Origin of the sequence: Capsulimonas sp., from assembly GCF_039929585.1 — a bacterium.
Classification (GTDB): domain Bacteria; phylum Armatimonadota; class Armatimonadia; order Armatimonadales; family Capsulimonadaceae; genus Capsulimonas.
The window spans coordinates 24,957-49,181 of record NZ_JBDSQY010000297.1 but is presented as its reverse complement, the minus strand read 5'-3'; the positions used below and the strand labels follow the sequence as shown (position 1 = coordinate 49,181).

At 59.8% G+C, this 24,225-nt stretch carries 18 protein-coding genes and 2 tRNA genes; 12 read left to right on the top strand and 8 right to left on the bottom strand.

Annotated features, from left to right (window positions below; all coding sequences use genetic code 11):
- Positions 1–56: 56 nt before the first annotated feature.
- Together ABIZ35_RS22790 and ABIZ35_RS22785 are read right to left on the bottom strand one after the other, a co-directional pair.
- Complete coding sequence (locus ABIZ35_RS22790) at positions 57–2,018, bottom strand: hypothetical protein (protein WP_348222229.1); 1,962 nt, start codon at positions 2,016–2,018, stop codon at positions 57–59.
- A 9-nt stretch (positions 2,019–2,027) separates the two neighbouring features.
- Positions 2,028–3,389: a DUF2079 domain-containing protein gene (locus ABIZ35_RS22785; protein WP_348222228.1), complete on the bottom strand. Its 1,362-nt coding sequence runs from the start codon at positions 3,387–3,389 to the stop codon at positions 2,028–2,030.
- A 124-nt stretch (positions 3,390–3,513) separates the two neighbouring features.
- Here ABIZ35_RS22785 and ABIZ35_RS22780 point away from each other — a divergent pair, with 124 nt between their 5' ends.
- The 3 genes from ABIZ35_RS22780 to ABIZ35_RS22770 all read left to right on the top strand — a co-directional run bounded on the left by ABIZ35_RS22780 (position 3,514) and on the right by ABIZ35_RS22770 (position 5,084).
- A complete protein-coding gene (locus tag ABIZ35_RS22780; RefSeq protein ID WP_348222227.1) occupies positions 3,514–4,341 on the top strand; it encodes an NAD(P)-dependent oxidoreductase in 828 nt (275 codons plus the stop codon).
- Between the two features lie 69 nt (positions 4,342–4,410).
- Positions 4,411–4,641 carry an Arc family DNA-binding protein gene (locus ABIZ35_RS22775; RefSeq protein ID WP_348222226.1) on the top strand — a complete coding sequence of 77 codons (231 nt, stop codon included), beginning with the start codon at positions 4,411–4,413 and terminating at the stop codon, positions 4,639–4,641.
- Positions 4,638–5,084: a type II toxin-antitoxin system VapC family toxin gene (locus ABIZ35_RS22770; RefSeq protein WP_348222225.1), complete on the top strand. Its 447-nt coding sequence runs from the start codon at positions 4,638–4,640 to the stop codon at positions 5,082–5,084. The genes ABIZ35_RS22775 and ABIZ35_RS22770 overlap by 4 nt, the downstream gene beginning before the upstream one ends.
- A gap of 44 nt (positions 5,085–5,128) precedes the next feature.
- Here ABIZ35_RS22770 and ABIZ35_RS22765 read toward each other — a convergent pair whose 3' ends face one another.
- Positions 5,129–5,512 (bottom strand): hypothetical protein, encoded by a 384-nt coding sequence (locus ABIZ35_RS22765; RefSeq protein WP_348222224.1) that lies wholly within the window; start codon positions 5,510–5,512, stop codon positions 5,129–5,131.
- A gap of 263 nt (positions 5,513–5,775) precedes the next feature.
- Between ABIZ35_RS22765 and ABIZ35_RS22760 the strand changes: the two genes are divergently transcribed.
- The 6 genes from ABIZ35_RS22760 (at position 5,776) to ABIZ35_RS22735 (ending at position 10,017) form a co-directional block, all read left to right on the top strand.
- Positions 5,776–6,963 (top strand): transporter substrate-binding domain-containing protein, encoded by a 1,188-nt coding sequence (locus tag ABIZ35_RS22760; RefSeq protein ID WP_348222223.1) that lies wholly within the window; start codon positions 5,776–5,778, stop codon positions 6,961–6,963.
- Positions 6,964–7,197: 234 nt separating this feature from the next.
- Positions 7,198–7,671, top strand: a complete 474-nt coding sequence (locus ABIZ35_RS22755; protein ID WP_348222222.1) for a hypothetical protein — start codon at positions 7,198–7,200, stop codon at positions 7,669–7,671.
- A 31-nt stretch (positions 7,672–7,702) separates the two neighbouring features.
- Positions 7,703–8,557: a hypothetical protein gene (locus tag ABIZ35_RS22750; protein WP_348222221.1), complete on the top strand. Its 855-nt coding sequence runs from the start codon at positions 7,703–7,705 to the stop codon at positions 8,555–8,557.
- Between the two features lie 91 nt (positions 8,558–8,648).
- A complete protein-coding gene (locus ABIZ35_RS22745; RefSeq protein ID WP_348222220.1) occupies positions 8,649–9,272 on the top strand; it encodes a hypothetical protein in 624 nt (207 codons plus the stop codon).
- 57 nt (positions 9,273–9,329) lie between these two features.
- Positions 9,330–9,572: a glutaredoxin family protein gene (locus ABIZ35_RS22740; RefSeq protein ID WP_348222219.1), complete on the top strand. Its 243-nt coding sequence runs from the start codon at positions 9,330–9,332 to the stop codon at positions 9,570–9,572.
- 187 nt (positions 9,573–9,759) lie between these two features.
- Positions 9,760–10,017: a hypothetical protein gene (locus ABIZ35_RS22735; protein WP_348222218.1), complete on the top strand. Its 258-nt coding sequence runs from the start codon at positions 9,760–9,762 to the stop codon at positions 10,015–10,017.
- 69 nt (positions 10,018–10,086) lie between these two features.
- Here the strand turns inward: ABIZ35_RS22735 and ABIZ35_RS22730 are convergent.
- From ABIZ35_RS22730 to ABIZ35_RS22720, 3 genes are all read right to left on the bottom strand, one after another.
- A tRNA-Cys gene (locus ABIZ35_RS22730) sits at positions 10,087–10,161 on the bottom strand.
- 29 nt (positions 10,162–10,190) lie between these two features.
- A tRNA-Gly gene (locus ABIZ35_RS22725) sits at positions 10,191–10,265 on the bottom strand.
- 36 nt (positions 10,266–10,301) lie between these two features.
- On the bottom strand, positions 10,302–11,402 hold the full coding sequence (locus tag ABIZ35_RS22720) for a hypothetical protein (RefSeq protein WP_348222217.1): 1,101 nt from the start codon (positions 11,400–11,402) through the stop codon (positions 10,302–10,304).
- 216 nt (positions 11,403–11,618) lie between these two features.
- Here ABIZ35_RS22720 and ABIZ35_RS22715 point away from each other — a divergent pair, with 216 nt between their 5' ends.
- From ABIZ35_RS22715 to ABIZ35_RS22705, 3 genes are all read left to right on the top strand, one after another.
- Positions 11,619–12,365 (top strand): Fe-S cluster assembly protein HesB, encoded by a 747-nt coding sequence (locus ABIZ35_RS22715; protein ID WP_348222216.1) that lies wholly within the window; start codon positions 11,619–11,621, stop codon positions 12,363–12,365.
- 32 nt (positions 12,366–12,397) lie between these two features.
- Complete coding sequence (locus ABIZ35_RS22710) at positions 12,398–14,329, top strand: beta-L-arabinofuranosidase domain-containing protein (RefSeq protein WP_348222215.1); 1,932 nt, start codon at positions 12,398–12,400, stop codon at positions 14,327–14,329.
- Between the two features lie 333 nt (positions 14,330–14,662).
- Positions 14,663–21,817, top strand: a complete 7,155-nt coding sequence (locus ABIZ35_RS22705; protein ID WP_348222214.1) for a carboxypeptidase regulatory-like domain-containing protein — start codon at positions 14,663–14,665, stop codon at positions 21,815–21,817.
- Positions 21,818–22,125: 308 nt separating this feature from the next.
- Here ABIZ35_RS22705 and ABIZ35_RS22700 read toward each other — a convergent pair whose 3' ends face one another.
- Together ABIZ35_RS22700 and ABIZ35_RS22695 are read right to left on the bottom strand one after the other, a co-directional pair.
- The gene (locus ABIZ35_RS22700; protein ID WP_348222213.1) at positions 22,126–23,124 is read right to left on the bottom strand and encodes a bile acid:sodium symporter family protein; all 999 of its coding nucleotides are present in this window, start codon (positions 23,122–23,124) and stop codon (positions 22,126–22,128) included.
- 50 nt (positions 23,125–23,174) lie between these two features.
- Positions 23,175–24,197 (bottom strand): YeiH family protein, encoded by a 1,023-nt coding sequence (locus ABIZ35_RS22695; protein WP_348222212.1) that lies wholly within the window; start codon positions 24,195–24,197, stop codon positions 23,175–23,177.
- Positions 24,198–24,225: the final 28 nt, after the last annotated feature.

The following is a 24,225-nucleotide window of genomic DNA, read 5'->3' as shown; positions in this document are numbered from 1 at the left end:
CCCACAAGCTTCCACTTGTGGTGCAGGAAAGTATAATCAGCCACACCCGATTGTCATTACCCCCAAATCGCCTGCGGCGCCTCGCCTCGGCGAACTTCCACAGCGTGCAGGGCGCGCGCCACGAACGGGGGGCGACTGGCGGGAAGCGTCGGTGTGTGATTGACGGGCATCGGGTCTTCGCGCCGATAGTCCGCCCCGGCGCGGCGAACGCCGATCGGGCGCACGATCAGCTTGTCGGGCGTGACTTCGATATTGAGATAGTGGTAAAGCGGACCGTCGTGACCATCCGCAGCCACGGGACCGGCTCCGGCGCTGGCGCATTCCGTGACACCCGCCCGCCGCAGGGCGTGATAAGCGTCGGAAAAGCGTTCGTAACGGTCCGGGCTGAGGATGCTGGGGCGCAGCGTAATCTGTCCGCCGCCGCCAGTGACGAAAACGCCGGTTTCCGCCAGCGCCTCCGACTGAAACCATTCAAACGCATGGGAATGTCCGGCGAGCATCAAATGGACGCGGCCGGCGAGAATGGCCGTGAGGTTGTCACGCACGTCGAGAACGTCCGACCGCTCGCAGTGGTTGCCGATGGTCGTGTAAAGCGGGTGGTGGAGAAACACGATCCGCCAGGCATTCGGACGCAGACGAACGGATTCTTCCAGCGATTGCTCCAGCCACGCCAATTGCTCGGTGTCGTGATCGCTTGGCTGGAAGTGGGAGCGGCGGCGGGCGATCGCGAGCTCACGCTGCAGGTCGAGGGCGCCCTCGCTCAGCTCTTTGAGTCGCGCGGAGGCGTCGCCGGCGCTGGGTGAGACGGCGACGGCCCAGGTGTGCAGCGCGCTCTCCATCGCCTGCCGCGCTTCCAAAATGACGGCGCGTGGGGGGCCTTCGGGCAGCACCGCGAGAAATTCCTCCAGGGTGGACAGTGAGGCGCAGACTTCATCACTGACCGTCTCCTGCCGCGCCATCGCCCGGACGACGTCGTTCCCGCGAGCATCGCTCAGCTCCGCCGTCGCCTTATCCCAATGCGTTTCGGCGGTCCCGACGGCCTGCGCCGCCCGCCGCCCTTCCAGCGCGGACATCTCGGCGCCTTCCAGCAGCTTTCGCAGACGCTCCACCGCCTCGCCCACATCCATGGACAGCGCCTGGATTCTTTGCAGCTCGGCGGGATCTCCCGCAATGGCGTGGCGCCGCGCGTCACGCTGCTTCTCCAGATCCTGCCGCGCCTCCTTGATATCGGCGTCCAGTGCGCGCGCCTTCGCTTCCAATTCCGTCACACGCTGGGCGGCGTCCTCCCGGACTTGTTCCGAGTCGGCTTGCGGCGAGGGAGCGTCCAGCGTATTCGAGTCGAGCGCGAAGAAATCGACATTGCCGAGCTGGAACTTGTAGTAACGGTTGGGCAGGCGCGTGCGCGCGCTGAGTACATAGGGCAGGGGAGCGATCGACGTATCGGCCTTGGGATCGACAAAGGCGTCCATATAGGTCTTGCCCATCTCTGATCCGCCTTCGGGCACGGCGAACGGCATCACTTCATGCCAGAGCGCGCGCAGGCCCGCGCCGACCAGGGGAACGCCGGAGAGCCACTTTGCCCAGGCGCCCAGATCGTAGTAGTCGTGGTTCCCCGGCACGGGCAGAAATGGCAGCCGAAAGGTGAAGTCGCCGACGGTGCTGCTTTCGGTCAGGAATGGGCTGTAGGGACGCCGGAAGTTGCGGTCGTAAAGGCGATGCTCGCCGGTCATATACACGACATCGCCCATGTGCAGCACCATCACCGCGCCCGAATCGCCGGCGAGACGCGTGTCGCGCACCATCTCACGCGCCACGGCGTCCTGCGGCGAGACGCCCGGCCCCGCGCTTTCCGAATCGCCGCTGTCGCCCAGGGCGAGGAAGGAGAACCGTTCGGGATCGCGCGGCTGGGGCAGCGACAGCGCATGGCTCCAGCCTTTTCCGGCGCCGGCGGTCCAGCGCGTGATGATATCGTGGTCCGCCGGGGACCGCAGCCAGTTATCGACGGCGAGTAAGCTCATCTGTGATTCCTATACTTGTGAATGCTTGGTGGAAAGAGTGTTCCCGGCCCGAGGGCGGCGTAAACGGCTTCGCCCCAAAATCCAGATGCAATGGAGGAAAGACAGCGTGATGATCTCCGCCGCGAAGATCGTGGGAACGATAAAGCGGCGCTCATTGCCGAAGAAAAAGCAGGTCACGAAGGTCAGGATGAGGATCGACCAGAGCAGCAATATCTCGCGCGACGCCCACGAACGGCGCGTCAGCCGAGCGGCGGGCGGCGCGATCAGCGCGATGAGAAACACCGGCGTCAGAGTCCATCGGGACAGCAAATCGAAGGTCTGAAAGCCCCAGGCGGTGTAGTACGTTGGAAAGATAGGGCCGATCAGCAGCTTGCGCAGCTCCCAAAAATCCTCGCGCCACGTCGCAAAATCCCGCAGTCGCTGCATCCCCAGATGATAGAAATATCCCTGTTCGTGCAGGCCCACTGATGTCGTGACGTGCTCCCGCCATGTTTCCCCGAAGAATTGGGGATGGCTGAACGAATAGTTATAGTGATATCCGTGATAGATCGAATTCGAATCCAGGCGGCCGATTTTGCACTGCGCCATAAAGAAGTTCATGCCGCCGTTCGCGCCCAATCCCCATAGCGCTCCGTTGGAGATGCGCGCATTCTCCAAGACGATCAGAAAGACCACTCCCGCGAAACCCAGACCGAACGTCAGCAGGGGCGCGAGGCGCCGCCAGGTTCCCCGATTCTCGCCGTCACCCGAGGGGCGGCGCAGCGTTGCCCACAGGAAGAGCATGAATGCGCCGGCGTACAGAAAATCCGCAGGCCGGACGCCCGCCGCCGCTCCCAGCAGCACGCCGGCGCAGAACGTCCCGAGCCTGCGCGGCGTCTTTTGTAAAATCAACCAGACCGAGGCGATCACCAGCGGGATCGCCAGGTTTTCCGAAAGCAGAAATGCGTTGAAATAGATGGGAGTGTAGGTCAGGCCGTAGATGACGGCGGCCAGCAGCGCCGGACGATGGTCGCCCAGGACACGGCGCGCGATGCAATACACCCAGTAGACGGAAAAGCTGCTGAGCGTGATTTGCAGCAAAATCACTGCGGTCAGCCAGAGATCCACGGGAAGCTTTGCTTGGGTGAAGGGAACGAAGAGGTCGGCCAGCAGAACGTGGAAGAAGGGCGGCCAAACGGCCCATTGCCTGTAGGAATTATGGTCGCCGTCGAACCGTTCGCAGGCGCGCACCCAGTAACCGCCCATGTCGCTCACCAGATAGTGGGAGTAGTCGGTGAGCAGGAAGACATAGCAAAAACGGATCAGAAACGAGCCGCCGATCAGGGCGATCGCAATCCAGCGCGCGCGGCGCGCTTCTACATTTTCGGACATTCGGAGACCTTTTTACCGCCGCCAGTGCGCCATGACAAGCAGCGTCATTATACCTGTCCGTTTTTCGATCAAGGAAACGGTCTGTGCGGGGTATTATCCCAAAAATGCAGCGGGAGCAAGAGAAATGACAAGCATTGCGGTTTTGGGATTGGGAATCATCGGCGGCGCCTGGGCGAAAAATCTGGCGGAGGACGGCCACGACGTCCGTCCCTGGAACCGGACGCCGAAGAATTTCTCTGGTGAGAGTTCGAGCATTGTGGAAGCCGTCACGGACGCCGATTTCGTCATCATCGTCGTCGCCGACCCGCCGGCGGTGCAGTCCGTTCTGGAGCAAGCGCTCCCCAGCCTCAAGTCCGGCGCCGTTGTTCTCCAATCCAGCACCATTTCCGCTGAGTGGACCAAGAAGTTCGCGGATCAGGTCCAGGCGGTGGGCGGCCTTTACATCGACGGCCCTTTCACGGGCAGCAAGATCGCGGCCGAGCAGCGCAAGACCGTGTATTACCTCGGCGGCGATCTCGCCGTGATCGACCAGATTCGCCCAATCATCGAGCGCCTCTCACAAACGATTCTGCACATTGGCCCCATCGGCGCTGCGTCTTCGCTGAAATTAGCGATGAACCTGAACCTCGCCTCCATGGCTCAGGCTTTGAGCGAAAGCCTCACCCTCGCCCGTCGCGAAGGTATTTCCGACGAAATCTTCTTCGAAGCCCTCAGCCAAAACGTCGGCCGCTCCGGCCTTTCCGACCTCAAGCAGCCCAAGCTGATCGCCCACGACTACGCCCCCCAGTTCTCCCTCAAGCACATGGCGAAAGATCTGCGCCTCGCCCTGGAAACCTCCGGCGAGCACCCGCTGCCGCAGACCCGCAGCCTCAATGCCCTTTACGAGCGCGCCCTGGGCGAGGGGTGGGGTGACGACGACTTTATTAGCCTCGTGCGCTTGCTGGAAGAATAAACCATGTGGACGTTGACAAATGATCCTCAGAGTGATATCATAATGTTATCACTCTGAAAGGTTGTTTTCATGGCCCAGGTATTGATCCGTGATATTGACGAAACTACAGTTTCGCAATTGAAAGAACGTGCTCGCTCGAATCATCGGTCATTTGAAGCAGAATTGCGTTTGATCTTAGAGCAGGCGGCTCAGCGCAGTATGCATTCGTCCGCAGCCGAACTTGAGAAGATCCGAGCGATGTTTGCTGGGCGAACATTTAGCGACAGCGTGGAGTTGCTGCGAGAGGATCGCGAGCGGTGACTTCCGTGAGCCATATATCTCCAGTAGTGGTTGACGCCAGTGTTGCGGTCAAGTGGTTTCTGCCAGAAATACATAGCAGCCATGCGGCTCATCTCCTTGATGGAAGGCCGTTACTGGTTCCTGATTTGATCTACGCCGAAATTGGAAATATTTTCTGGAAACGCGTGCGTAATGGAGATATCACGGAAGCCCAGTCGCAGATGCTGCTGACGACGTTTCTCGCGATGCCCTTGTCCGTCTTCCCGATTGCCGAACTGACGCCGGCGGCTGTGGCTATCGCAAACCAAACTGGACGATCCGTATACGACAGCATTTATCTTGCATTGGCGATACGGGAGTCGGCTCCCATGGTAACTGCGGATTTACGTTTGTGCAATGGCCTCCTTAATGGGCCATTGCATCCACATATCCAATGGATCGAAGACGTGAAAAAAGCCCCCTGAGCGAAAGCTCCGAGGGCATTGTTTGTGTTATATGCTGAGCACGCTTAGTAAACCATCATGCGTTCGCCGGTGCTGTTGTTTTTGTAGAACCGGTGCCCCTGATACCAATAGTAGGTTCGGTCGCTGCCGTAGTTGCTGGAACCCGAGCGGTGGTAGCGGGCGCGGTCTTTGGATTCCTGGGATTCTTTCTTGCGGGCGTCCTCATACTTCTTCGCAGAGTATGCGGCGGCCCCGGCGCCAAGAACTGTGGTGAGCGCATCGCCGTTATGCAGGCCGTAAAGGCCGATTGCTCCGGCGCCGATTGCGCCGTTGCGCCAGTTGTTCTTATCTTTTTGGGTGTCGCCAGCGAGGGCGGCTGTCGGGGCCAAAGCGGTTATCGCCATTGTCACCGCGAGGGCGGGCATCGTCAATTTCTTTAAGATCTGCATGGTCTTGCTCCTTCCAATAACGTCTGCTCTGTCGGTTCAGACGAACGTGCTGGAAATCTTGTTCCCCTGATCGTCCCCATTTTTGAAATGCGCGTCGCCACTGATAGCTGGTTCCTACCCCAGATCGCCCGAATTTCTAACATCGCGGGAACTTCGTCGCCGAAACGGCGTCGGAATGAGCGGCGGCGGCAATATAATAAAAGGGAACTCACGCCTCAGTACTCGCGCTATTGTTTTCGACCCCAAAGGACTTCGAAAAGACCATGCCGCTCCCTTTTTTACGCCGTTCACTCCAGGCCGCCGTGCTGACACTGCTTCTCGCCGTCTGCTGCCGAACACCTCCCGCGTCCGCCGCCGCTCCGCCGCCGAAGCCGGCGCCAGCTTCCGGCGGACAAGCGGGGTTGCCGCCGAAACTGCGTGTCGCCACGCGGATCGTCTCGCCGTTCGTGATGAAGAACAACGGGCAGCTGACCGGGTTCAGCACGGAGCTTTGGGCCAGCATCGCCGACGAGCTGCATGTCCAATCCGAGGTGACGGTCACTCCCGATATCAAATCGCTGCTGGGATCCGTGAGCAGCGGCAAGGCCGATCTTGCGATCTCCGCTATCTCCATCACATCGGACCGTGACAAGGTCTTCGACTTTTCGCAGCCGATCTATGATTCCGGCCTGCAAATCATGGTGCGCGACAGTGGCCAGGGCGGTGAGGGCAGTCACCTTCAGGCGGTGCTCAAGTCGCTCTTCTCACAATCCATATTGCAGCTGCTTGGGTTTACCGCCTTGATCATCGTCATTGCCGCGCACGTAATCTGGCTGGTGGAGCGGCACCACCCCAACGGCGTTGTCGAAACGAAGAGCTACTTTCCTGGCATTTTCAAGGCGACATGGTGGGCGGCGGGTGTTCTCGGCACCCAGATGGACGAGATGCCCAAGGGACCAATCGGTCGATTTGTCGCCATCGTATGGATCTTCGTGAGCGTGATTTTTGTCGCCTACTTCACGGCGGAAGTCACAACGGCCTTGACCGTACAACAGCTTCAGGGGAATATCCATAATCTCAGCGACCTGCCCGGCAAGCGCATTGGAACCGTGGGCGGCAGTTCTTCCGCGACATATCTGCGTGAACAGCACTATCTCGTCGCCGAGTATCCACAGATCGCCGACGTTGTCAAAGCGCTGCAAAATCACAAGGTCGACGCCGTGGTCTACGACGCTCCCGTGCTTCAATATTACGCCTCGCGCGACGGCAAGAACAGCGTACAGGTCGTGGGGAGTATCTTTCGCAAGGAAGATTACGGCATCGTCTTCCCAGCGAACAGCCCTTATCGAAAGCCCGTCAATCAAGCGCTGCTGACGCTGAAAGAGAACGGCGAATACGACAATCTATACAATAAATGGTTCAGCAGCGACAATGGCGGCGAGGATAGCGGCGGCCATGCGTCCGGTGACTAAGCCTTGGGCGCTTAGCAACTTTTTGCCGCGCTTCGTGTCATAACTCGTGGAAGTGAATGACATGAGGGATGAATGACGAAGAAAGTAATACCGCAAGAGGACGCTTTCGGACTATTTGCAACGCAGTCGTGTATCGGGACTTTTTTGATTATTGCCGGCCTATTGGTGTTTGTGATGTCCATCGGAATGCCCCAGAATCGCGGACGGTCATATTCCACGACAGAATCCGTGTGTATGATTGATGGACGGCCCGTCGATTGCCGGACATACGCTCCAATCCATACGTCGTCGACATCCTCTGAAGCCGATGCGCGCACCGGGGTGTTAATCTTCAGCGGCCTGCTCTTTGTAGGCGGCGTAATCGCATTTCTGTCCGTTCAGACAAGCAAGGACGAGCTGAAGCGAAGAATGATCGATTACGCCAATAAGAGGGCGCGGCAGGAGGGAACGGCGCCCGATCTTAGCTTTCTTTTTTACTTTGATTCTCAGCGGCAAAATGGGAGCGACGCCGCCGAGGAGAAGATTGCGCGCCAGGCATATGCCCGAATGCTGGAGTGGGAAAAAGAAGTCGGGGCGAAAGCGCCCAGCGTCAACCGTCCGGCTAAACCCGTGGTCAGCAGTGCGAAGATCGTCTGCCCTAAGTGCGAGACGGTGAACGATCCCGACAGTCGATATTGCAAGAAGTGCGCCTGCTCGCTGTCTGCATGACAATCGGCCGCCTTCCATCGGAGAATTATCTATGTGCTGTTTCAGTGGAACGGTGAGCTTGGTTTCGGACACCTGCATCTTTGCGCGTCTGTCGGGGCGCGGTACGCAGTATTTGGTGTATCAGATGAGTTTCCAGACGGACATGGAGGTGGCGATGGTGCTGCCCATCCCGGTGTCGTCGCATGCTGAGAACGCCGTGCGGTTTCTGGCGCTCGATGGTTATCCGGGCTTCTTTGACGATCTGGAAGAGCTGTTCGCGCCTCCCCTGGGTACGCTGTCCTTGAGCGGCGCTCCTGCGTCGGCGGGCCCTGCAATGCTGGAAGTCCATCAGGTCGGCAATTATGCAGCAAGCTTTGTGCCGAGGATCGGCGATTTCGACCGGCTCGATCCCAGATTTCGTCTGCCGGAGCATGTTTGGGAGAAACTGCCAGAGTACGCCGACTACGGTTTTGCCGTTTTCAAGCTAGGTTTGCGAACTCCTGATCCGGCCGCCCAGCCGGAAGAGCCGCGTGTGCTGACGCCCTGGCAGGCTCGCCGGGCTTATCTTATGGACAAGTTCCGTCCGAAACCGCCGCCACTAGTGGAAGACACTCCCCTCATCATGGATGTGCACCCGATGGCGTTCGAGTTTCCCACGGCGCTACCGAACAAGATATTTTTTCCTACGCTGCACATCCACGACGGCATGATCCACTCCCATGAGGAGTTCGACCATTCGCTTTACTGGCAGGGCGGAAGCAACGCGAGGGCGGGAGAAAGTATCTCGACTATGCCAATAGCAAGTTGTGTCGATCTGGAGAGCGCGCTTGGCGTCGTGGACGGAGAAGCGCCGATGCGAAAGCTGTCCGTGGTGGGACGCCATGCGAATGAAGATATCATCCTTTAGCAAATCCGTTGGCAACTTTTGGCGAGCGTCCGTGTCAAAAATCCTTGAGGTCGCGCAATATTGATCGCGTGACGCAAAGGAATTCAGAGTAATGGAAGATGATGGTGTGCTGCGGTCGCTGCAGCTGCGGACAAATGTCGGGCTATCCATATTTTATGCTGGATGGCTGATCATGTTATTCGCCGGCCCGCTTGGATGGAATCGACAGACCGTGACGGATTACGGTGAAGGTACGCGCTGCATTGTGAATGGCCAACCGGTCGACTGTGCATCTGCGTATTTTCCCGCAGGTGTTCTGCCGCCTCTGGAGACGCACGTCGTGTATACGGCGGCTCCTTACGGCTTTGCGTTTCTTGCGATTATTGTCGGCGTTCTCGTGCTTAGCGTCGCACGTTCGAACTGGAATATTCTGAAGCAGGAGATGGTGGATTACGCGTATCGACGCGCGGAGAGCGAAGGGAAGGCGCCGGACCTTGGATTCATGCACTTCTTCGACAACCGATATCGAGGGGCGACGGAGTGGGGTATCCTGCGGCGTTCCTACGCGGAAATGCAAAGCTGGAGCCCGGAGCCGACTCTGCATTACGGCTCGCAGGATCGGCCCTATCGGATGATGGCGGAAGAAGCTGCGGAAATCCGCTGCGGCGGCTGTGGGGCTTTGCGTAAACCCGAGGATCGCTTTTGCAGCCGTTGCGGAACTGCGTTTTCAGATTGACGGTCGGCGCCTGCGTTGACAGGGCGGCGCGTCTCGGCTATAATAGGGGACTAAACCATGTCCAGCATCACACTCTATACAAAACCTGGCTGTCACCTGTGCGATGAAGCGCTCGACGTGCTTCTCGCCGTGCAGCGCGACATTCCGTTCACGCTGACCGCCGTCAACATCAACGATGATCCCGAGCTGACCGCCGAGTATGGCGAGCAAATCCCGGTGGTGTCGCTGGATGGGCGGGTTTTGTTTGAGTATGAAGTGAACGATACGCGCTTGCGCGAATTACTAAAGGGAGGAGAATAAACACATGCGAATCCGCTCGAAAGAACTGCGCCGCACCCGGAAGCGGGCTGAGGAGCGCTATAAGGCCGTTCAGCAGGCGAAGGCCAAGACGACCACGTCCACCCGCCGCAAGTAATTTCCGTTTGACCCGAAGGGCCGGCGCGGGCTTTTGCCCCAGCCGGCCTTCGCCATGAGGAGACGTAATCTGATGGACCTGATGCCGGATTCAAACCGCCGAGGAGGCGCCGCTTCGGAAGAGCGCATTTCTTCGCGTGAAGTCGAGCTGATCAAGTTTCGCGACAGCCGCACGAACCTCCAGGTGAAGCTGCTCAGCGGCGATGAATTTATCGGCGCGATCCGCTGGTATGATGACCGCGCGATCCGTCTGGTGCAGGATGATCGCAGCGAAGTCACGATCTACCTGAACGCCGTCGCATTCTACCGTTCCCTGCCGAACGCAGTTTAACCGCGACACACAAACACAGAATTAAAAAGCGCCCTCGTATCTCGAAAGAGATACAAGGGCGCTTTTGTTTGGAGCCGCCGAGCGGAATCGAACCGCTGCATAAAGGTTTTGCAGACCTCTCCCTTACCACTTGGGCACGGCGGCATATTGTGTTGTCTGGGTTTGTCAAAAAATGGAGCGGGAGACGAGGTTCGAACTCGCGACATTTTGCTTGGGAAGCAAACGCTCTACCACTGAACTACTCCCGCGCGACAGTTCATTATAGCTACTCGGTTTGTGCTTTGTCAAGTGATTTGGACGTAGGTCAGCCCGTCTTGGTCGAAAAGGGAGAGGCGCAGCGGAATCCCATGATAGACCACATCGCCCGCCCAGCCTGGCTTTCCGCCGATTCGTACTGGGCGGAGCGTGACGCCGATATGGTCGCGATAGTAGACCGCGACCGTATCGACGGGAGCTGCGGCGGTGAAGTTTAGGATCAAGCTGGGATCGCCGTCCGAGGTTTCCTGGGCGCCAGGGTAGCTCAGCGTACTGATCTCGGCGCGCGCCTTTTCAATTTTCGCGCGCTGCGTTTCCAACGGATCTGCCGGTGCGACAGGCGGTGAGGGCGGAGACGCGGAAGGAGAGGGCTGCGCCCAAACGGCTGGCGGCGGGGTTTGTGTCCACGCATTGGGCGGCGGCGCAGCGCCTAGAGGGACATCATCAGTGGTGGAAAGGACGATCGCCGAACTGCCGCCGTCATGCATATCGTCATCGGAGATGACGATGCTCAGAGGAACACCCTGGTAAGCCGTGGTCGCCGACCAGCAGTGATGGCTTGGGCCGATGCTGCAGGGCGCCGCATTCAACGGTGTGGCGAGGACACGGCCGTAGTAATCCGCGACAACTTGCGGAGCGCTGGCGCTTGTCATCGAAAGAGCGCTGCCTGGGCGCTGCGGCTGGAGAGTGGCGCCAGGGTATTGCAGCGAGGGAAAGCTGGCTAGACGGCTATAGTTCGCCTGCTGCCGGGCCAGTGCGCGGTCGTACTTTTGCTGTTCCCGCCGTCCCAAAAGATAAGCGTTATCCTGACGCTGTTGGTAACGCCTTGGGATCTCCTCGCTAACGAGCGCGGCAGCGATGATGAAGACCAGGATGATGGGCGCTTGCGCCGGTCCGGTCAGCTTTGCGAGATACGCCACGCATATGCCGACCGCTATTCCGATACAGGCCCCCACCAATGCCCCGAATGGAGCCGCGAGACTGCTCACGGGAATCCATTCCTCGCTCGATCCTTGCGCCGCCTGTTGGCTCAGGCCGATGTAATACCCAATCACGCCGCCCGCCAGGAGGCCGGCGGCGGCGCAGAGGGTCGCGATGATCGAGCCGAGAAGACACCCTTTCAGAGACATATGAAGCCAGCTTTCCGTGACGGCCATAGGGCCGTCGTCCAAGGAAGTATCGATCCAGCGTGGGGTTCTCTTGCTTCTATCACCATACCTGATTTTTCGCGATATGGAAGCTTCGTCCATGCCGCCGCCGCAGGTGTGCCTTCAAGGAGAACAGGGTATAGGACGATTAGGCGCCGTCGTCTCGCATGAGCGCCTTAGAAAGACGAGGCTGCACTCGTGTCTCAAGTATTGTCCGAGCCGATTCCCGCGCTTTGCGAAAAAGCGCTGGTCGTTCACGAGCGCCTGTGCGCGCTGTACGGCTGTCCCGTTCCGTTCTTTCATGAACTCGATCCGATCTCCGAGCTGGTCTCCTCGCTGCTGTCCCATCGCACAAAGAACGCCGACTCAGGCGCCGCGTTTCGCGAGCTTCGCGCGCAATTGCCGACCTGGGAGGAAGTCCGGGATGCGCCTGTCGAACAAGTTGAGGCGGCGGTCGCGCACTGCACCTGGCCCGAGCAGAAGGCGCCGCGCGTGCAGGAGGTTTTGCGGCGCGTCACCGCGCTGCGCGGAGAGCTTAACCTGGACTTTCTCGCCGCGCTTCCGGCGCCCGAGGCCCGCGTTTGGCTGGAGCAGCTGCCGGGAGTTGGCCCTAAAACGAGCGCGGCGGTGCTGCTGTTCAGTCCGCTGCGCAAGCCCATGCTGCCGGTGGACAGCCACCATTACCGGGTCGCGGTCCGGGTCGGATTGGTGAGTCCGAGCGTCTCGGTGGGACCGGCGCACGCCGTACTCGCGGCGCTGCTGCCGCCGGACTGGACCGCGCAGCAGGTCTACGATCATCACGAAGTCTATATGTTCCACGGTCAGCGCTGCTGCTACCATGCGAATCCGGACTGTGGGCGCTGCCCATTGCTGGACCTCTGCCCATTCGGTCAAAAACGCATGCGGACGAAGTCCGGCGATCTTAGGCTTCAAGGTAGTGTTTGACAAGAAAGGCCCCTTTCCCTTATATTTAACTCGTGAAATCAAATTCCCTTTCAGGGCATCAGCCGATTCTTGCCCCGCGCGCCTTCGAGCCGCTGCCGCTGGGCGCCATCACCCCCGGCGGATGGCTGCGTGATCAGCTGCGCGTCCAGGCCGCCGGTCTGACCGGAACATTGGACGAGTTTTGGCCATCCGTCGCGAATAGCCGCTGGATCGGCGGTGACAATGACGGCTGGGAGCGAGGTCCATACTGGCTGGATGGGCTGATTCCCCTGGCGATTTTGCTTCAGGACGAGCGCCTTTTGGGCAAAGCGCGGCGCTGGGTGGACTACATCCTAAATCATCAGCACGAGGACGGCTGGCTTGGCCCGAAAAGCGACCCGAACGTGGAGACGGGCGAGGTCGTTCTCGATCCATGGCCGCAGTTCGTGCTGTTCAAGGCGCTGACCCAGTGGCAAGAGGCGACAGGCAATGAACGTGTGATCCCCGCCATGCTAGCGGCGTGCCATCGGATCGCGGAACTCTTGGATGGACGTCCCTTAAGATCGTGGGGTCGGATGCGCTGGGCGGATCTCGTGCTGTCGGCGCACTGGCTGTACGATAGAACGGCGGAAGTGTGGTTGCTGGAGCTGGCGGCCGTCGCTCACCAGCAGGGGTACGACTGGCAGTCCCACTTCGCGGACTTCCAGTACACAAATAAGACGGAATGGCCGAAGAGTGGGCCTATCGTACACGAAATGTGGCTGCCTCTGCATGGTGTGAACAACGCCATGGGGGTAAAGTCGGGCGCCGTCTGGTCGCGCCAGAGCGGCGACACCGCCAATGCGCGAGAGGCGATTCAGGCGATCGAGACGCTCGACCGCTACCATGGGCAGGTCCACGGCGCGTTCAGCTGCGACGAGCATCTGGCGGGGCGTGATCCGGCGCAGGGCGCGGAGACGTGCATGGTCACGGAATATCTTTTCACGCTGGAGCAGATGCTGGCGATTACCGGAGAGGCTTCGCTGGGCGATCGGATCGAGCGGATCGCTTACAACGCGCTCCCGGCGGCGATGACCAAGGACATGACGGGGCGCCAGTACGACCAGCAGGCCAATCAGGTGCTCTGCTCGGTGGCCCCCCGCGACTGGACCTCCAACGATCCTTATTCCAATCTCTTCAGCCTGGAGGGGCATTTCGGCTGCTGTACAGCCAACTTACATCAAGGGTGGCCGAAGCTTGTGGCGAGTCTGTGGATGCGTTCCCTGGACGGCGGCCTTGTCGCGGCCGTGTACGCGCCGTCGTCTGTCACGGCCGAGATCGACGGCGTGGCGGTCACGATAGAAGAAGCGACGGAGTATCCATTCCGAGGCCATATCCAATTCACCGTGCGCGCGGCGCGGCCCACGGCGTTCCCGCTGCGGCTGCGCATCCCTGCGTGGGCGGCGAGTGCGACGGTCCGGGTAAACGATGGCGCCGAGAGAGAGGCCGTTCCCGGTAAGTTCCATCTGCTGGACCGAGTCTGGAGCGACGGCGATGTTGTATCACTTCGCCTGCCGCTGGAAGCGCGCGTGGAGCGCCGGTCCGAGCATGCCGTCTCCGTGCTGCGCGGGCCGCTCGTGATGGCGCTGAAAGTGGACGGTGAATTTCGGCAAGTCAGCGGCGAGATCCCCTATGCCGATTGGGAAGTGCATCCGACCACGCCCTGGAATTACGCGCTCCAGCTGGATGCGTCCTGCCCTGCCTTTTCCATTCAAGAGAGCGCAATCAGTTCTACGCCCTTTACCGATCAAACGCCTCCCGTCACGCTGAGCGCCGGCGCGGTTCAGCTTCCGGGATGGGGGCTGACTAACGATTCTGCCGCGCCGCCTCCAGAGATTGCTTTGAAGGATCTTGGTTCCGATGCGATCATAACGCTTGTTCCGTATGGAAGCACATATCTAAGGATTAGCGAGTTTCCCTGTTTTTCGATCGGCTCAGACGCGTGAGCCGCGAATCTTCATGAACCAAAACACTGCGCTTCGGCCTCCAAGAATATAATTATAAAAAAAGTTCCCGAGTCGCGAAATGTTTGTTTTAAGCCATTGCGCCCGAAGGGGCATTGTGATATAATTACGAGGCCGGGTGCTCTTTAATGAAAAAGTCATGATAGTTTGCACAAATGCTTCCGGCGTTTCGCGGCTGAATTGCCTTCCATTGCTGAGCCTCCCATTTCAGTTTCTCTGATCGTACGTTTACACAAAGTTCTACCTGCTCTCCCGCCGCGTCTTCCATTGTCGAATGCCGACGCGCGGGAGCGCCTGATGCTACGGAGGTTACCGTTGAACGCTCGTTTCCGTCACCTGCGCATTGCGACGCTCTGCTCAATCTTTCTTGCTTTGATCTTTACGGGCATTTTGGCGGCGCTGTCGCCTCAGGCGTCGATCGCACAGCGCGGCAACACCGCGAATGCGCTCGCGCTCAACGCGGCCCTGGGCGCCAAGTCCGGCAAGGCGATTACCCCAAGCCGCTATCTTGCTCCTGCGTCGCTGCTTGCGGCGGGAAGCCAAACGGTCAATCCGGCTGTAGGCCCCACAACGGTCTCCCTTCCGGAGCCGGTTCAGACATTCGATGTTTTCGCCCCCGCCCCGAGTTTCACGGTGCAAGGCGATCCGTTGAATTACGCGAACCGATTTCCTAACTGGAGCAGCGACGAAAGCTACATCGTCTTTGCATCGACCCGCCCCAGCACCGTCGCCGGTGATCCGGCGAACCGATCTCACCTCTGGGCTGTCTCCTCGGACGGCGGCGCGCCCACCCAGTTGACTTCCGGCACCGGCAACGAGTTCTATCCGGTGCTAAGCCCGTCGACCAGTCTTCTCGCCTTCACCTCCAACGCGAAATCGCCGACGACGCAGAACCTGTTCTACATTCCGTTCAATCCTAATGCGGCTCCGGTGTCGGTCAATAACCTGACATCGCTGACGATCCGCCCCGACATCAACACGGGACTCAACGGCGTCGGCCGTCCAGCTTGGTCGCCGAGCGAAGATCGTCTCGCCTTCACCGCGATGACCACGGTCGGCGCATCGCAGGGGCATACGCACGTTTACTTGCTCTATGTTCAATCCGGCGGCTACCAGCCCTTCGGCTCCCAGGGCGACAATCCGCCCGGACGCCTGACAAGCGGCGTGGATGACGAGGCCGATGTGGCGTGGTCGCCCGACGGAAGGTTCCTCGTTTACACCAGTAACGCCTCCGGCTTCCAGAATACCGGCTTCGGCGTCAATCCGAACCCGAATATTCCCGCTCAGGAGACTACTCCCGCTGTCGCGACCGGCGTCAACGCCCTTTCGGTCACGAACCTGTTCGCGCTCACATCGGACGGTCTCGTTCCCGCCAACATCGGCAACGGCGCGCTGACCACCGACGGAACGTCGGGCGGCGCGGCATGGGCGTTCAATGGATCCACACGCGCAGGCAGCCTGGCATACCATCACAAGGTTGTCAATCTGAATGCGGCCGGCACGCACTACGATATTTTCTTCTATCAGGCGGAAAACGGCTTGGCCATCTCCAAGGAGAATGGCTCGGCGACTCAGCTTAACACGGATGATTCGGCAAACCGCAACAACACTTACCCGACATGGTCGCCTCAGCAGAAGCACCTGTCCATCGCTTACGCCTCGGATCGTTCCGTAACCTACAATAATCCGTCCAATGGAACTCCCCTGGAAACCGCACAGTCGGTGCTGCCGGGCACATTCTACGTCGGCGCCAACTACACGGGCATCCTGGAATCCGAGGTTGAGAATATCAACCCTCCGGTCCTGCTGCGCTTCAACGACACCAATACGGAAATCGTGCACGTCAATGCTGGCAACGCGTTCGTCCAAACGGCCCCCGGTAACCTTTCGGGTTCCGCCACCCGCAGCATCACTCCCGGAACGGACGTGACCTTCACGGTTCGCCTGAGCAGCCGCGAGGCGGGTGTCGATCCAAACAACGTCTACATTCAGATCAAGGATCCAGACAGCAAAGCTCAGGACAGCCAGAACCTGGAGCACAAGGTCTTCACGCACGATACGACATTCCCGCTTGCCGACAGCGGTTCCGAAGAGGATGCGCTCCACAACCTGGCGATCACGGATCCGACGTTCCTGTTGGGACGTTTCTGGCCCATTCGCGGCGCGATTGGCGGATGGCTTCACGATACGGTCTATCTGGGCGTTGGTCAGACCGGCGGCGGCACAAATCCTCAGCCTGTGATCGCGGGTTCTCCCAATCGACCGAGCGCGCCGGGTGACAATCCCAATCTGTTCAAGACTTGGGGACAGGAATTCGAGTGCGAGTTCGTCAATGCACAGTTCGCGACGCCTACGAAGACTGATACAGATCCCTTGACTGACTATGGCGCGCCATTCTTCCTCGCTGGCGTTGACGATCGGGGGACTCATAGCGCCCCTATCGCACGGCCGGAATGGCTCCGGTTGGCCCGAGTGACATCCTCTGCGCTGCAGGACACCAAAGGCGGAGCGCTTTACTCCGCCACTTGGAAGACGCCGACTTCGGCCAGTGACTACTATCTGGACGTGATCGCTTACGATAAGTCCCAGAACTGGCGTATCTTCGACAACGTTTGGGGCTTCACCACGCAGACATTCACGGGCGACAAGAGCATCCTGATCGTCAACGACAATGGTCTGGGCCAGAAATTTATCGGCTCAACCTTTGGATCCAACGGCGCTCAGAACCTGCGTCCGACGTTCTACGGCTCTGAGTCTTACTACACGGAAGTCGATCCTGCGTTGCTTCCGAACGCCGTTCATATTGAAGATAAGATGATCGGCTACCCAGGCCGGCCGGGGACGCTTCAGGATGGAACTGGCGCGGGACCCACGGGAGTTGGGGTCTTCCCGCGTTATATTGGAAATTCTCGCACGCCGAGCTTGGATATTATCTGGGCCGGAACCACGCCTCCATCCGATAGCTACCGAGTGCGCGTGGGAACGTCTGTCGGCGCCGGCAACTTAGTCGATACGATTGTCGGTGGAAATACTCGCCTGTTCACTTTCCAGAACAACAATGTGGATTTGGATCCGATCATCGGCCGCACCTACTTCATTCGCATTACAGGAACTGTCGGCACGACTGGAACGGATACGGACATCACGTACACAGTGCCGCCGCCTTCCGATCTGGGATATGTTGCGCCGATTACCGTTCCGCTTGGCGGACCGCATGGCGAGCTCCCCACCGTCGTCAACGCGCTTGGCAATAACGCCATTGGCGGCGGCGCGCTGGCCAACAAGCACCAGTACAATCTGTGGCGCATCTTGAGCCGCGGCCCTGTGCGGGATGATATCCTGCTCGCGTACGCCGCCAAGAAGGAAACCCAGCCGGACGTCTCCGACGGAAACCTCGTGAATCCGGCGGGCGATATTCCTGTCGCGAAACGGTGCGTAATTTGGACGGCGCCTTACGCCGGGCAGCTCTTCGTTGGAGCCGGATCGATTGCGAGCCCTGAAACGCAGACGCAATTGACCAACTATATTGCGGAAGGCGGACGTCTCTTCCTGAGCGGCGGCCACATCGCTTCGGCGCTTACCGCCGATGGCACGCAGGGCTCAAGCTTCCTGTCGAGTGTTCTTGGCGCGGACTATGTCGGATCGCGGTCTGACATCCAAGCCTTCGTGCAGAGCACCGCGAACACCAGCCGCATCACGTTCGATCCGCACTTCAACTTCTTCGGCAACGTCAATGTTATGCCGTATCGTGTCTTCCAGGACGGAGGAGGCATCACTCTGTGGGAGGCGCCGGCGTCGATGCCGATGAAGCTGGCTGGGGATATTCTCGGGAACAATGTCCCCAGCCCAGATTGGCGGACCGATGCCTCCTTGGGACAATTCGGTCCCTTCCCCGCGCAGATTGGGCCGTCCACAGGACTGCAGTTCCTGGGGTCGATTGACGTGGTTACTCCGCTCGGCGGATTCCAGCAGGATGTCACCTATCCTTCGGGCGGCGGCGGACTTCAGTACGGCGTCGATCCTGCTGCGGGCAGCAAGACGATCTTCGCATCGTTTGGTCTGGAGGGCGTTGGGACCGAGTATTACACACGCACTTTTAACGGCGTGACCTACTACTTCCCTTACAACCTCCGCCCGAAATTGATGCATAACATCGTCACGTACCTGCGCACCGCCTCGTTCAGCGGAACGATTCGGGACGCCGCGAATGGCGGCGGAACGGTAAGCGGCGCGACGGTCTATCTGACCTCCGCGGATGGCAACCCAATTCCGAACCTGCCGCCGGGCCGCACCGTGTACAGCGCCCTGACGAACGGTGTCGGTAAGTATACGATCAATGGCGTCGAGCCTGGCGCCTACATTGTTCATGCTTACAAGAACCAATCGCACGCCGTATCATTCACTGCCGATTATGTGACCGCGCTGGATACCTTCCCTGTCGATCTGAACCTTCAGAAAGAAGCGGACGGAAGCCTGAACGGTCATGTGACGAACCTGGATGGAACGCCCGCGAACAACGCTACTCTGACGTTCACGGCGCCGGACGGCACGATCGTCACCACACAGACCAACAATACCGGCTTCTACTCGGTGCAGAACGTTCCCAGCGCTCCGGGCGTGGGTCTTGCTTACACCGGGTTCGCATCGAAGATCGTGTCTCCGTTCACCTTCAAGTCGGATACGAAAAATCTGATCGTCGTGAGTGGTCAGGCGACGACAACGGACTTCGTCCTTCTGCCGCCCCCAGGACGGATCACGGGAACTGTCACGGATTTCGTGACACACCTCCCGCTGCCCGGCGCTACGATCACGATCACGTCGGCCGGTCTGGCGACGCCGATCACACTGACGACAAACGCGCAGGGCGTTTACACCACCGGCCTGCTCCCACCGGCGACCTACGACATGACGGCGACGAAGTCTCCGGACTATGTCACCCAGTTGCTCCCGGGCAAGGTTGTTGGATTTGCGCAGACCCTCACGGTCAATATCGCTCTGGTTCCCGTCAAGCCGGGACGCATGGTGGGCGTTGTTACGGATAGCCGCGGCGTTCCCGTCGAAGGCGCCACTGTGGCGCTGACGCCGGCCACGCCCGCGCTGACCGCGACGACTGACTACCTCGGACGGTACGTCATCAACAACGTGCCCGCCGCGACGGAGCCCGGCAAGGCCTACTACGCTACGGCGGCTAAGGGCTCGCGGAAGACCGCGCAGGTTCGCGTCCTGTTCACGAGCGTTTCGACGGTCACACAGAACTTCCAGCTTCCGGAAGCGCCCGGCGTCTTCTCCGGAACCGTGACCGACGCCGCCACCGGCGCCAAGCTGGCCGGTGCGACGTTGACCTTCACTCCGAAGGCTGGCGGAACTCCTCGGATCGTCGCGACGAACGCGAATGGACAGTATACGACCGGCGGCATTCACGCTGAGACTTATAATCTCAAGGTGACGTTCCCGCCGAGCTATCAGCAGCAGACATTCTTGGATCTGGTTCTTCCGCAGGATGTGACCGTGACCAAGGACATTGCGCTGAACATGACGCGAGGCGGACGTATTGCCGGAACCGTCACTGACAGCCGCGGAGTGGTCGTACCGTTCGCGACCGTGACCTTCAAGCCCGTCTCCGGCGGACTGACGGTCACAACGACGACGAACTCGTCCGGACAGTACTCGGTCTCCAGCGTGCAAAGTGCGGTTGCTCCCGGCAAGGCTTACAACGGATCCGCTCAAAGCGGTACCCGAGTGAGCCCCACCGCAACCGTGATCGTCATGGACGGCGGCGCAACTGCGCAGGACTTCCAGCTGCCCGAGGCGGCCGGATCGTTCATTGGGAACGTCACTGACGCCGCCACCGGCGCCAAACTGCAAGGCGTGAACATTACGTTCACGCCCCGGACTGCGGGCAAGCCGGTGAAGTCTCTACGCACCGACGCCAACGGTCATTACTACACCGGGCCGATGTTCGCGGATACCTACACCATCACGCTGGCCTTCGCGCCGAACTATCAGCCGCAGAAGGTCGTCATCGCGCTTCCGCAGGACGCCGTTGTGACCAAGGACTTCCAGATGAGCACCACGGAGCTTGGTGTTCTGAGCGGAGCCGTAACAAGCCCCGACGGAGTCCCGGTGCCAGGCGCGACCGTACGGTTCGCCTCTGGGGCAGGCGCAGTGCTGCTCGCGACTACAGACGCCAGCGGTAAGTACACGATCGCGAATGTCCGCTCGGCGACCGATCCCGGTCTGAGCTACACGGGAGCGGCGTCGAAGAGCGGCGTGTTCTCCGCTTCAGCGACGGTATTGGTGACAAACGGAGCGAAGATCACCCAGAACTTCACGCTGCAGCCGCCGCCGGGAACGTTCGTGGGAACGGTTACGGACGCGGCGACCGGCAAGCCGCTGCCCAACGTCACTCTCACGTTCACGCCCCTGCAAGGAAGCGATCGAACTCCGGTGACGGCTACGAGCGATGCTCTTGGCAAGTACACCTCTGGAGCGATGAAGTTCGGTAAGTATAAGATCACGGCGGTGCATGCTCCCAAGTACGCCACGATCACTCTGAACTCCGTCTACCTGGCGGACAGTGGAAATACGACCCAGGACTTCCAAATGACTCCGACGCCGAATGGAAACATCGGCGGTCTCGTGACCTTCGGAGGCATTCCCGCGACGACATTGGTGGTGGGCGGCGCTACGATCACTCTGACGCCTGATGACGGCCTGCCGGCGATCACCATTACCACGGGCGCCACGGCGGTTGCGGGAGCAAACGGCAGCGTCAACTTCCAGCGCAGCGTACCGCCGGGTACCTACACGGTCAGTGTGGAGAAGACGGGATACCTGAACCCCAGCGCTCCCAAGACGGTGACCGTCACATCTGCGGGCTTCACGCGCGCCGATATGTCGTTCGATCCGATCAAGACGTTTGCGGCTGGTACGCAAATGATCTCGGCGCCGTACGATTACAGCGGCACGTCTCTGAACAACATCCTGGGTGTGGGCAAGTCGGAAGGAGCCGCTCCGCTCGCCATCTGGCAGCCGGGCAGCCTGAACTATGCGGTCAGCCCGACCGCGCCGGCGGATACTCTCCACCTCGGATTAGGCTACTGGACAAAACTGACCGGTACGACGAGCGTCTACTTCGCCGGACCGGCTCCGACTACTCCGGTGATCCACGTTGCGCTCCAGCCGTTCTGGAACCAGATCGGCGTACCGAGCGTGACCGCGATCAACGTCTCGGACCTGACATTCAGCACTGCGGATGAACAGGATCTGACCTTCGCACAGGCGAGCGCTCCAGACCGTCATATCGTAGACAGCACCATCTACGGATATGATGGCGCCGCCTATACGCCGATCACGGCGGGCGGAACACTGGAGCCGTGGCAGGGATATTGGATCAAGGTCTACAAGGCTACGACAATATCGCTTCCTACCAACTCCGGTTCAGTATCCAACATCCTGAAACGCAAATAACGCGCAGCCCTGACGTACAAAAGTCCCGCCGGATATTCCGGCGGGGCTCTTTTTTTGTGTCAGGAGAGCTGTTGGTTTTGGCCCCTCCGCCCCAATTCTGGGGAACCCGATGAGTTGCGCACACACTCTGCTCGCAGATGGGGAAGGGGCCTAAGCCCAACAATGTCTCGGCGGCAAAAGCCATAAACCTCTCTGAATTGCGAATGTTGCTTTAGATGTCTTGTGTTAGCAAGGGCAGCCTGCTAACGCTAAGCACGCCGCGATTGGAATGACCACTCGAAAAACCATCAGGGCGAACGCCTTCAGTTTCATTTTGTTTCCTTTTCTTCCAGCAATGCTTCGCGCTTCGCCCATTTACCGGCGAGCGCTCCGCAGATAACGAGCTGCAATGGGTGGTAGATCATGATCGGCAGCAGGATCATGCTCAGGCCTGGGTGGGCGCCGAAGATCAGGCGCGCCATTGGGACTCCGGATGCGAGCGTCTTCTTGGAGCCGCAGAAGACTGCGGCCGTGCGATCCTTGGATGAAAAGCCCAGGGCGTCGCAGACGGCGCTCACGATGCCTAAGACGACGAAGAACAGGGCTGTAGCGCCCACGAGTGTTCCAGCGACGATGCCAAGACCGTGGCCGGACCAGACGCCAGTTTTCATTGAGTCGCAGAACGAGGTGTAAACCAGCAAAAGGATCGTGCAGCGGTCCACCGTGCTGATGAACTTCTTGTGCCCCTTCGCCCAGTTCGCCAGCAGCGGGCGGGAGATCTGGCCGATGATGAGCGGCAGCACGAGCCACTCCAAAAGATCCACGATCACTTTGCCGAACGGCATCGGCTGACCGCCGCTTTTCATGACCAGGGCGATCCACATGGGGGTCAGAAACACGCCGAGCAGGCTGGAAAGGGTCGCGTTGAATACCGCCGCGGACACGTTGCCGCGCGCTGCGGCCGTCATCGCCACCGAAGACGACACCGTGGACGGCAGCGCGCACAGATAGAAGAATCCCAGCCGCAGATCCGGCGCAATATGCGGACCGATCAGCCAGAGCGCGAGCAGTCCAAGAATAGGGAACAGAAGAAACGTCGCCGTCTGCACCACGAGATGCAGTTTCCATTGCAGCATTCCCGATTTCATCGATGCGAATGAGAGCGAGACTCCGTTCAAAAAGAAAATCAGAGCGATCCCCAGTTTCGTCAGCAACTCCGGGTGCAGGCTTCCGCCCGCCGCGCCGGGGTTCGGGAAGAAGTAAGCCAGGCCTACAGCGGCGGCCATGCCGGTGAGAAACCAATCGATGCGGGGAAGGCGAAGGGACATAGTGGACTTTCCGTACAGAGATTTGTCTCAATATTATACCTACGCCTTCTTCAGTACAACAGCCGTACTAATCCGTAGCTCAGCGTCGCGATAAATAGCCATGCGCCCGCGCCGAGAATCATGGGGCGTATCCCGGCCTGCTTGAGTTTCGACAAGCTCGTTTCCAGGCCCATCGCCGCCAGCGAAAGGGCGAGCAAAAATTGGTTGGCGCCGAGAAGCGCCGTCTTGATTTCCAAGGGGATGATATTGAGCGTATTGGCGCCGATCATCGCGATAAAACCCAGCACGAACCAGGGAATGGGGAGGCTGCGCCAATCGAGCCGTGCGCCCTTGTCGCTGTCGCGCCGGGCGCTGAGCATGCCCAGAGTCAATACCGTGGGCGCAAGCAGCATCACACGGGCCAGCTTCGAGATCGTCCCGAACTGGCCGCTCACGGCGCCGTCCTGAAAGGCGGCCGCGAGTACCTGCGCCACCTCGTGGATTGATGCCCCCGTCCAGAGGCCGAACGCCGCCGGCGCCAGATGCAGAGCGCGAGGCAGCAGGGGATAAACGAGCATGGAAATGGACCCGAAGACGGTCACGACTGCGACTCCGTAGGCAACGTCTTCGTCGCGCCCCTCCGTGACGACGTTCGCCGCGATCACCGCCGAAGCGCCGCAGATCGAGCTTCCCGCCGCGATCAATTGCGCCAACTTCCGGTCCACGCCCAGGCGCGCTCCAAGCCATACAGTAAAGAGAAACGTCCCCACCAGGCTTCCCGCCACCACCGCCATCCCCCGCACGCCGATCTGGCCGACCTGCGTGAAGCTCAGCTGCAAGCCCAGCAGCACGATCGACACGCGCAGCACTCGCTTCAAGCAGAACTGCGTTCCCGCTCGCCAAGACGCCGGAATCGTCGTCGTATTCCCCACAGTCATTCCCAGAACGATGGCCAGGATCAGTGCGCTGAAGATGCCCAGGTTCGGGAAATGGTGCAGACCGACGGCGACTGCCGCCACGGCGGCGGCGAGCGCCACGCCCCAGACAGCTCCTCCGCGTTCTTGTTTTCGTCGATAGATCAATGTTGTCGCCATGAACTTATCTTACTGGTTCTTACGGTAT

Bases quoted from the DNA above. Each gene is read 5' to 3' on its own strand.
- ABIZ35_RS22785 (WP_348222228.1), bottom strand. From the start codon at position 3,389: ATGTCCGAAAATGTAGAAGCGCGCCGCGCGCGCTGGATTGCGATCGCC.
- ABIZ35_RS22700 (WP_348222213.1), bottom strand. From the start codon at position 23,124: ATGTCCCTTCGCCTTCCCCGCATCGATTGGTTTCTCACCGGCATGGCC.
- ABIZ35_RS22720 (WP_348222217.1), bottom strand. From the start codon at position 11,402: ATGTCTCTGAAAGGGTGTCTTCTCGGCTCGATCATCGCGACCCTCTGC.
- ABIZ35_RS22790 (WP_348222229.1), bottom strand. From the start codon at position 2,018: ATGAGCTTACTCGCCGTCGATAACTGGCTGCGGTCCCCGGCGGACCAC.
- ABIZ35_RS22695 (WP_348222212.1), bottom strand. From the start codon at position 24,197: ATGGCGACAACATTGATCTATCGACGAAAACAAGAACGCGGAGGAGCT.
- ABIZ35_RS22750 (WP_348222221.1), top strand. From the start codon at position 7,703: ATGTGCTGTTTCAGTGGAACGGTGAGCTTGGTTTCGGACACCTGCATC.
- ABIZ35_RS22740 (WP_348222219.1), top strand. From the start codon at position 9,330: ATGTCCAGCATCACACTCTATACAAAACCTGGCTGTCACCTGTGCGAT.
- ABIZ35_RS22780 (WP_348222227.1), top strand. From the start codon at position 3,514: ATGACAAGCATTGCGGTTTTGGGATTGGGAATCATCGGCGGCGCCTGG.
- ABIZ35_RS22745 (WP_348222220.1), top strand. From the start codon at position 8,649: ATGGAAGATGATGGTGTGCTGCGGTCGCTGCAGCTGCGGACAAATGTC.
- ABIZ35_RS22775 (WP_348222226.1), top strand. From the start codon at position 4,411: ATGGCCCAGGTATTGATCCGTGATATTGACGAAACTACAGTTTCGCAA.
- ABIZ35_RS22765 (WP_348222224.1), bottom strand. From the start codon at position 5,512: ATGCAGATCTTAAAGAAATTGACGATGCCCGCCCTCGCGGTGACAATG.
- ABIZ35_RS22760 (WP_348222223.1), top strand. From the start codon at position 5,776: ATGCCGCTCCCTTTTTTACGCCGTTCACTCCAGGCCGCCGTGCTGACA.
- ABIZ35_RS22755 (WP_348222222.1), top strand. From the start codon at position 7,198: ATGATTGATGGACGGCCCGTCGATTGCCGGACATACGCTCCAATCCAT.
- ABIZ35_RS22735 (WP_348222218.1), top strand. From the start codon at position 9,760: ATGGACCTGATGCCGGATTCAAACCGCCGAGGAGGCGCCGCTTCGGAA.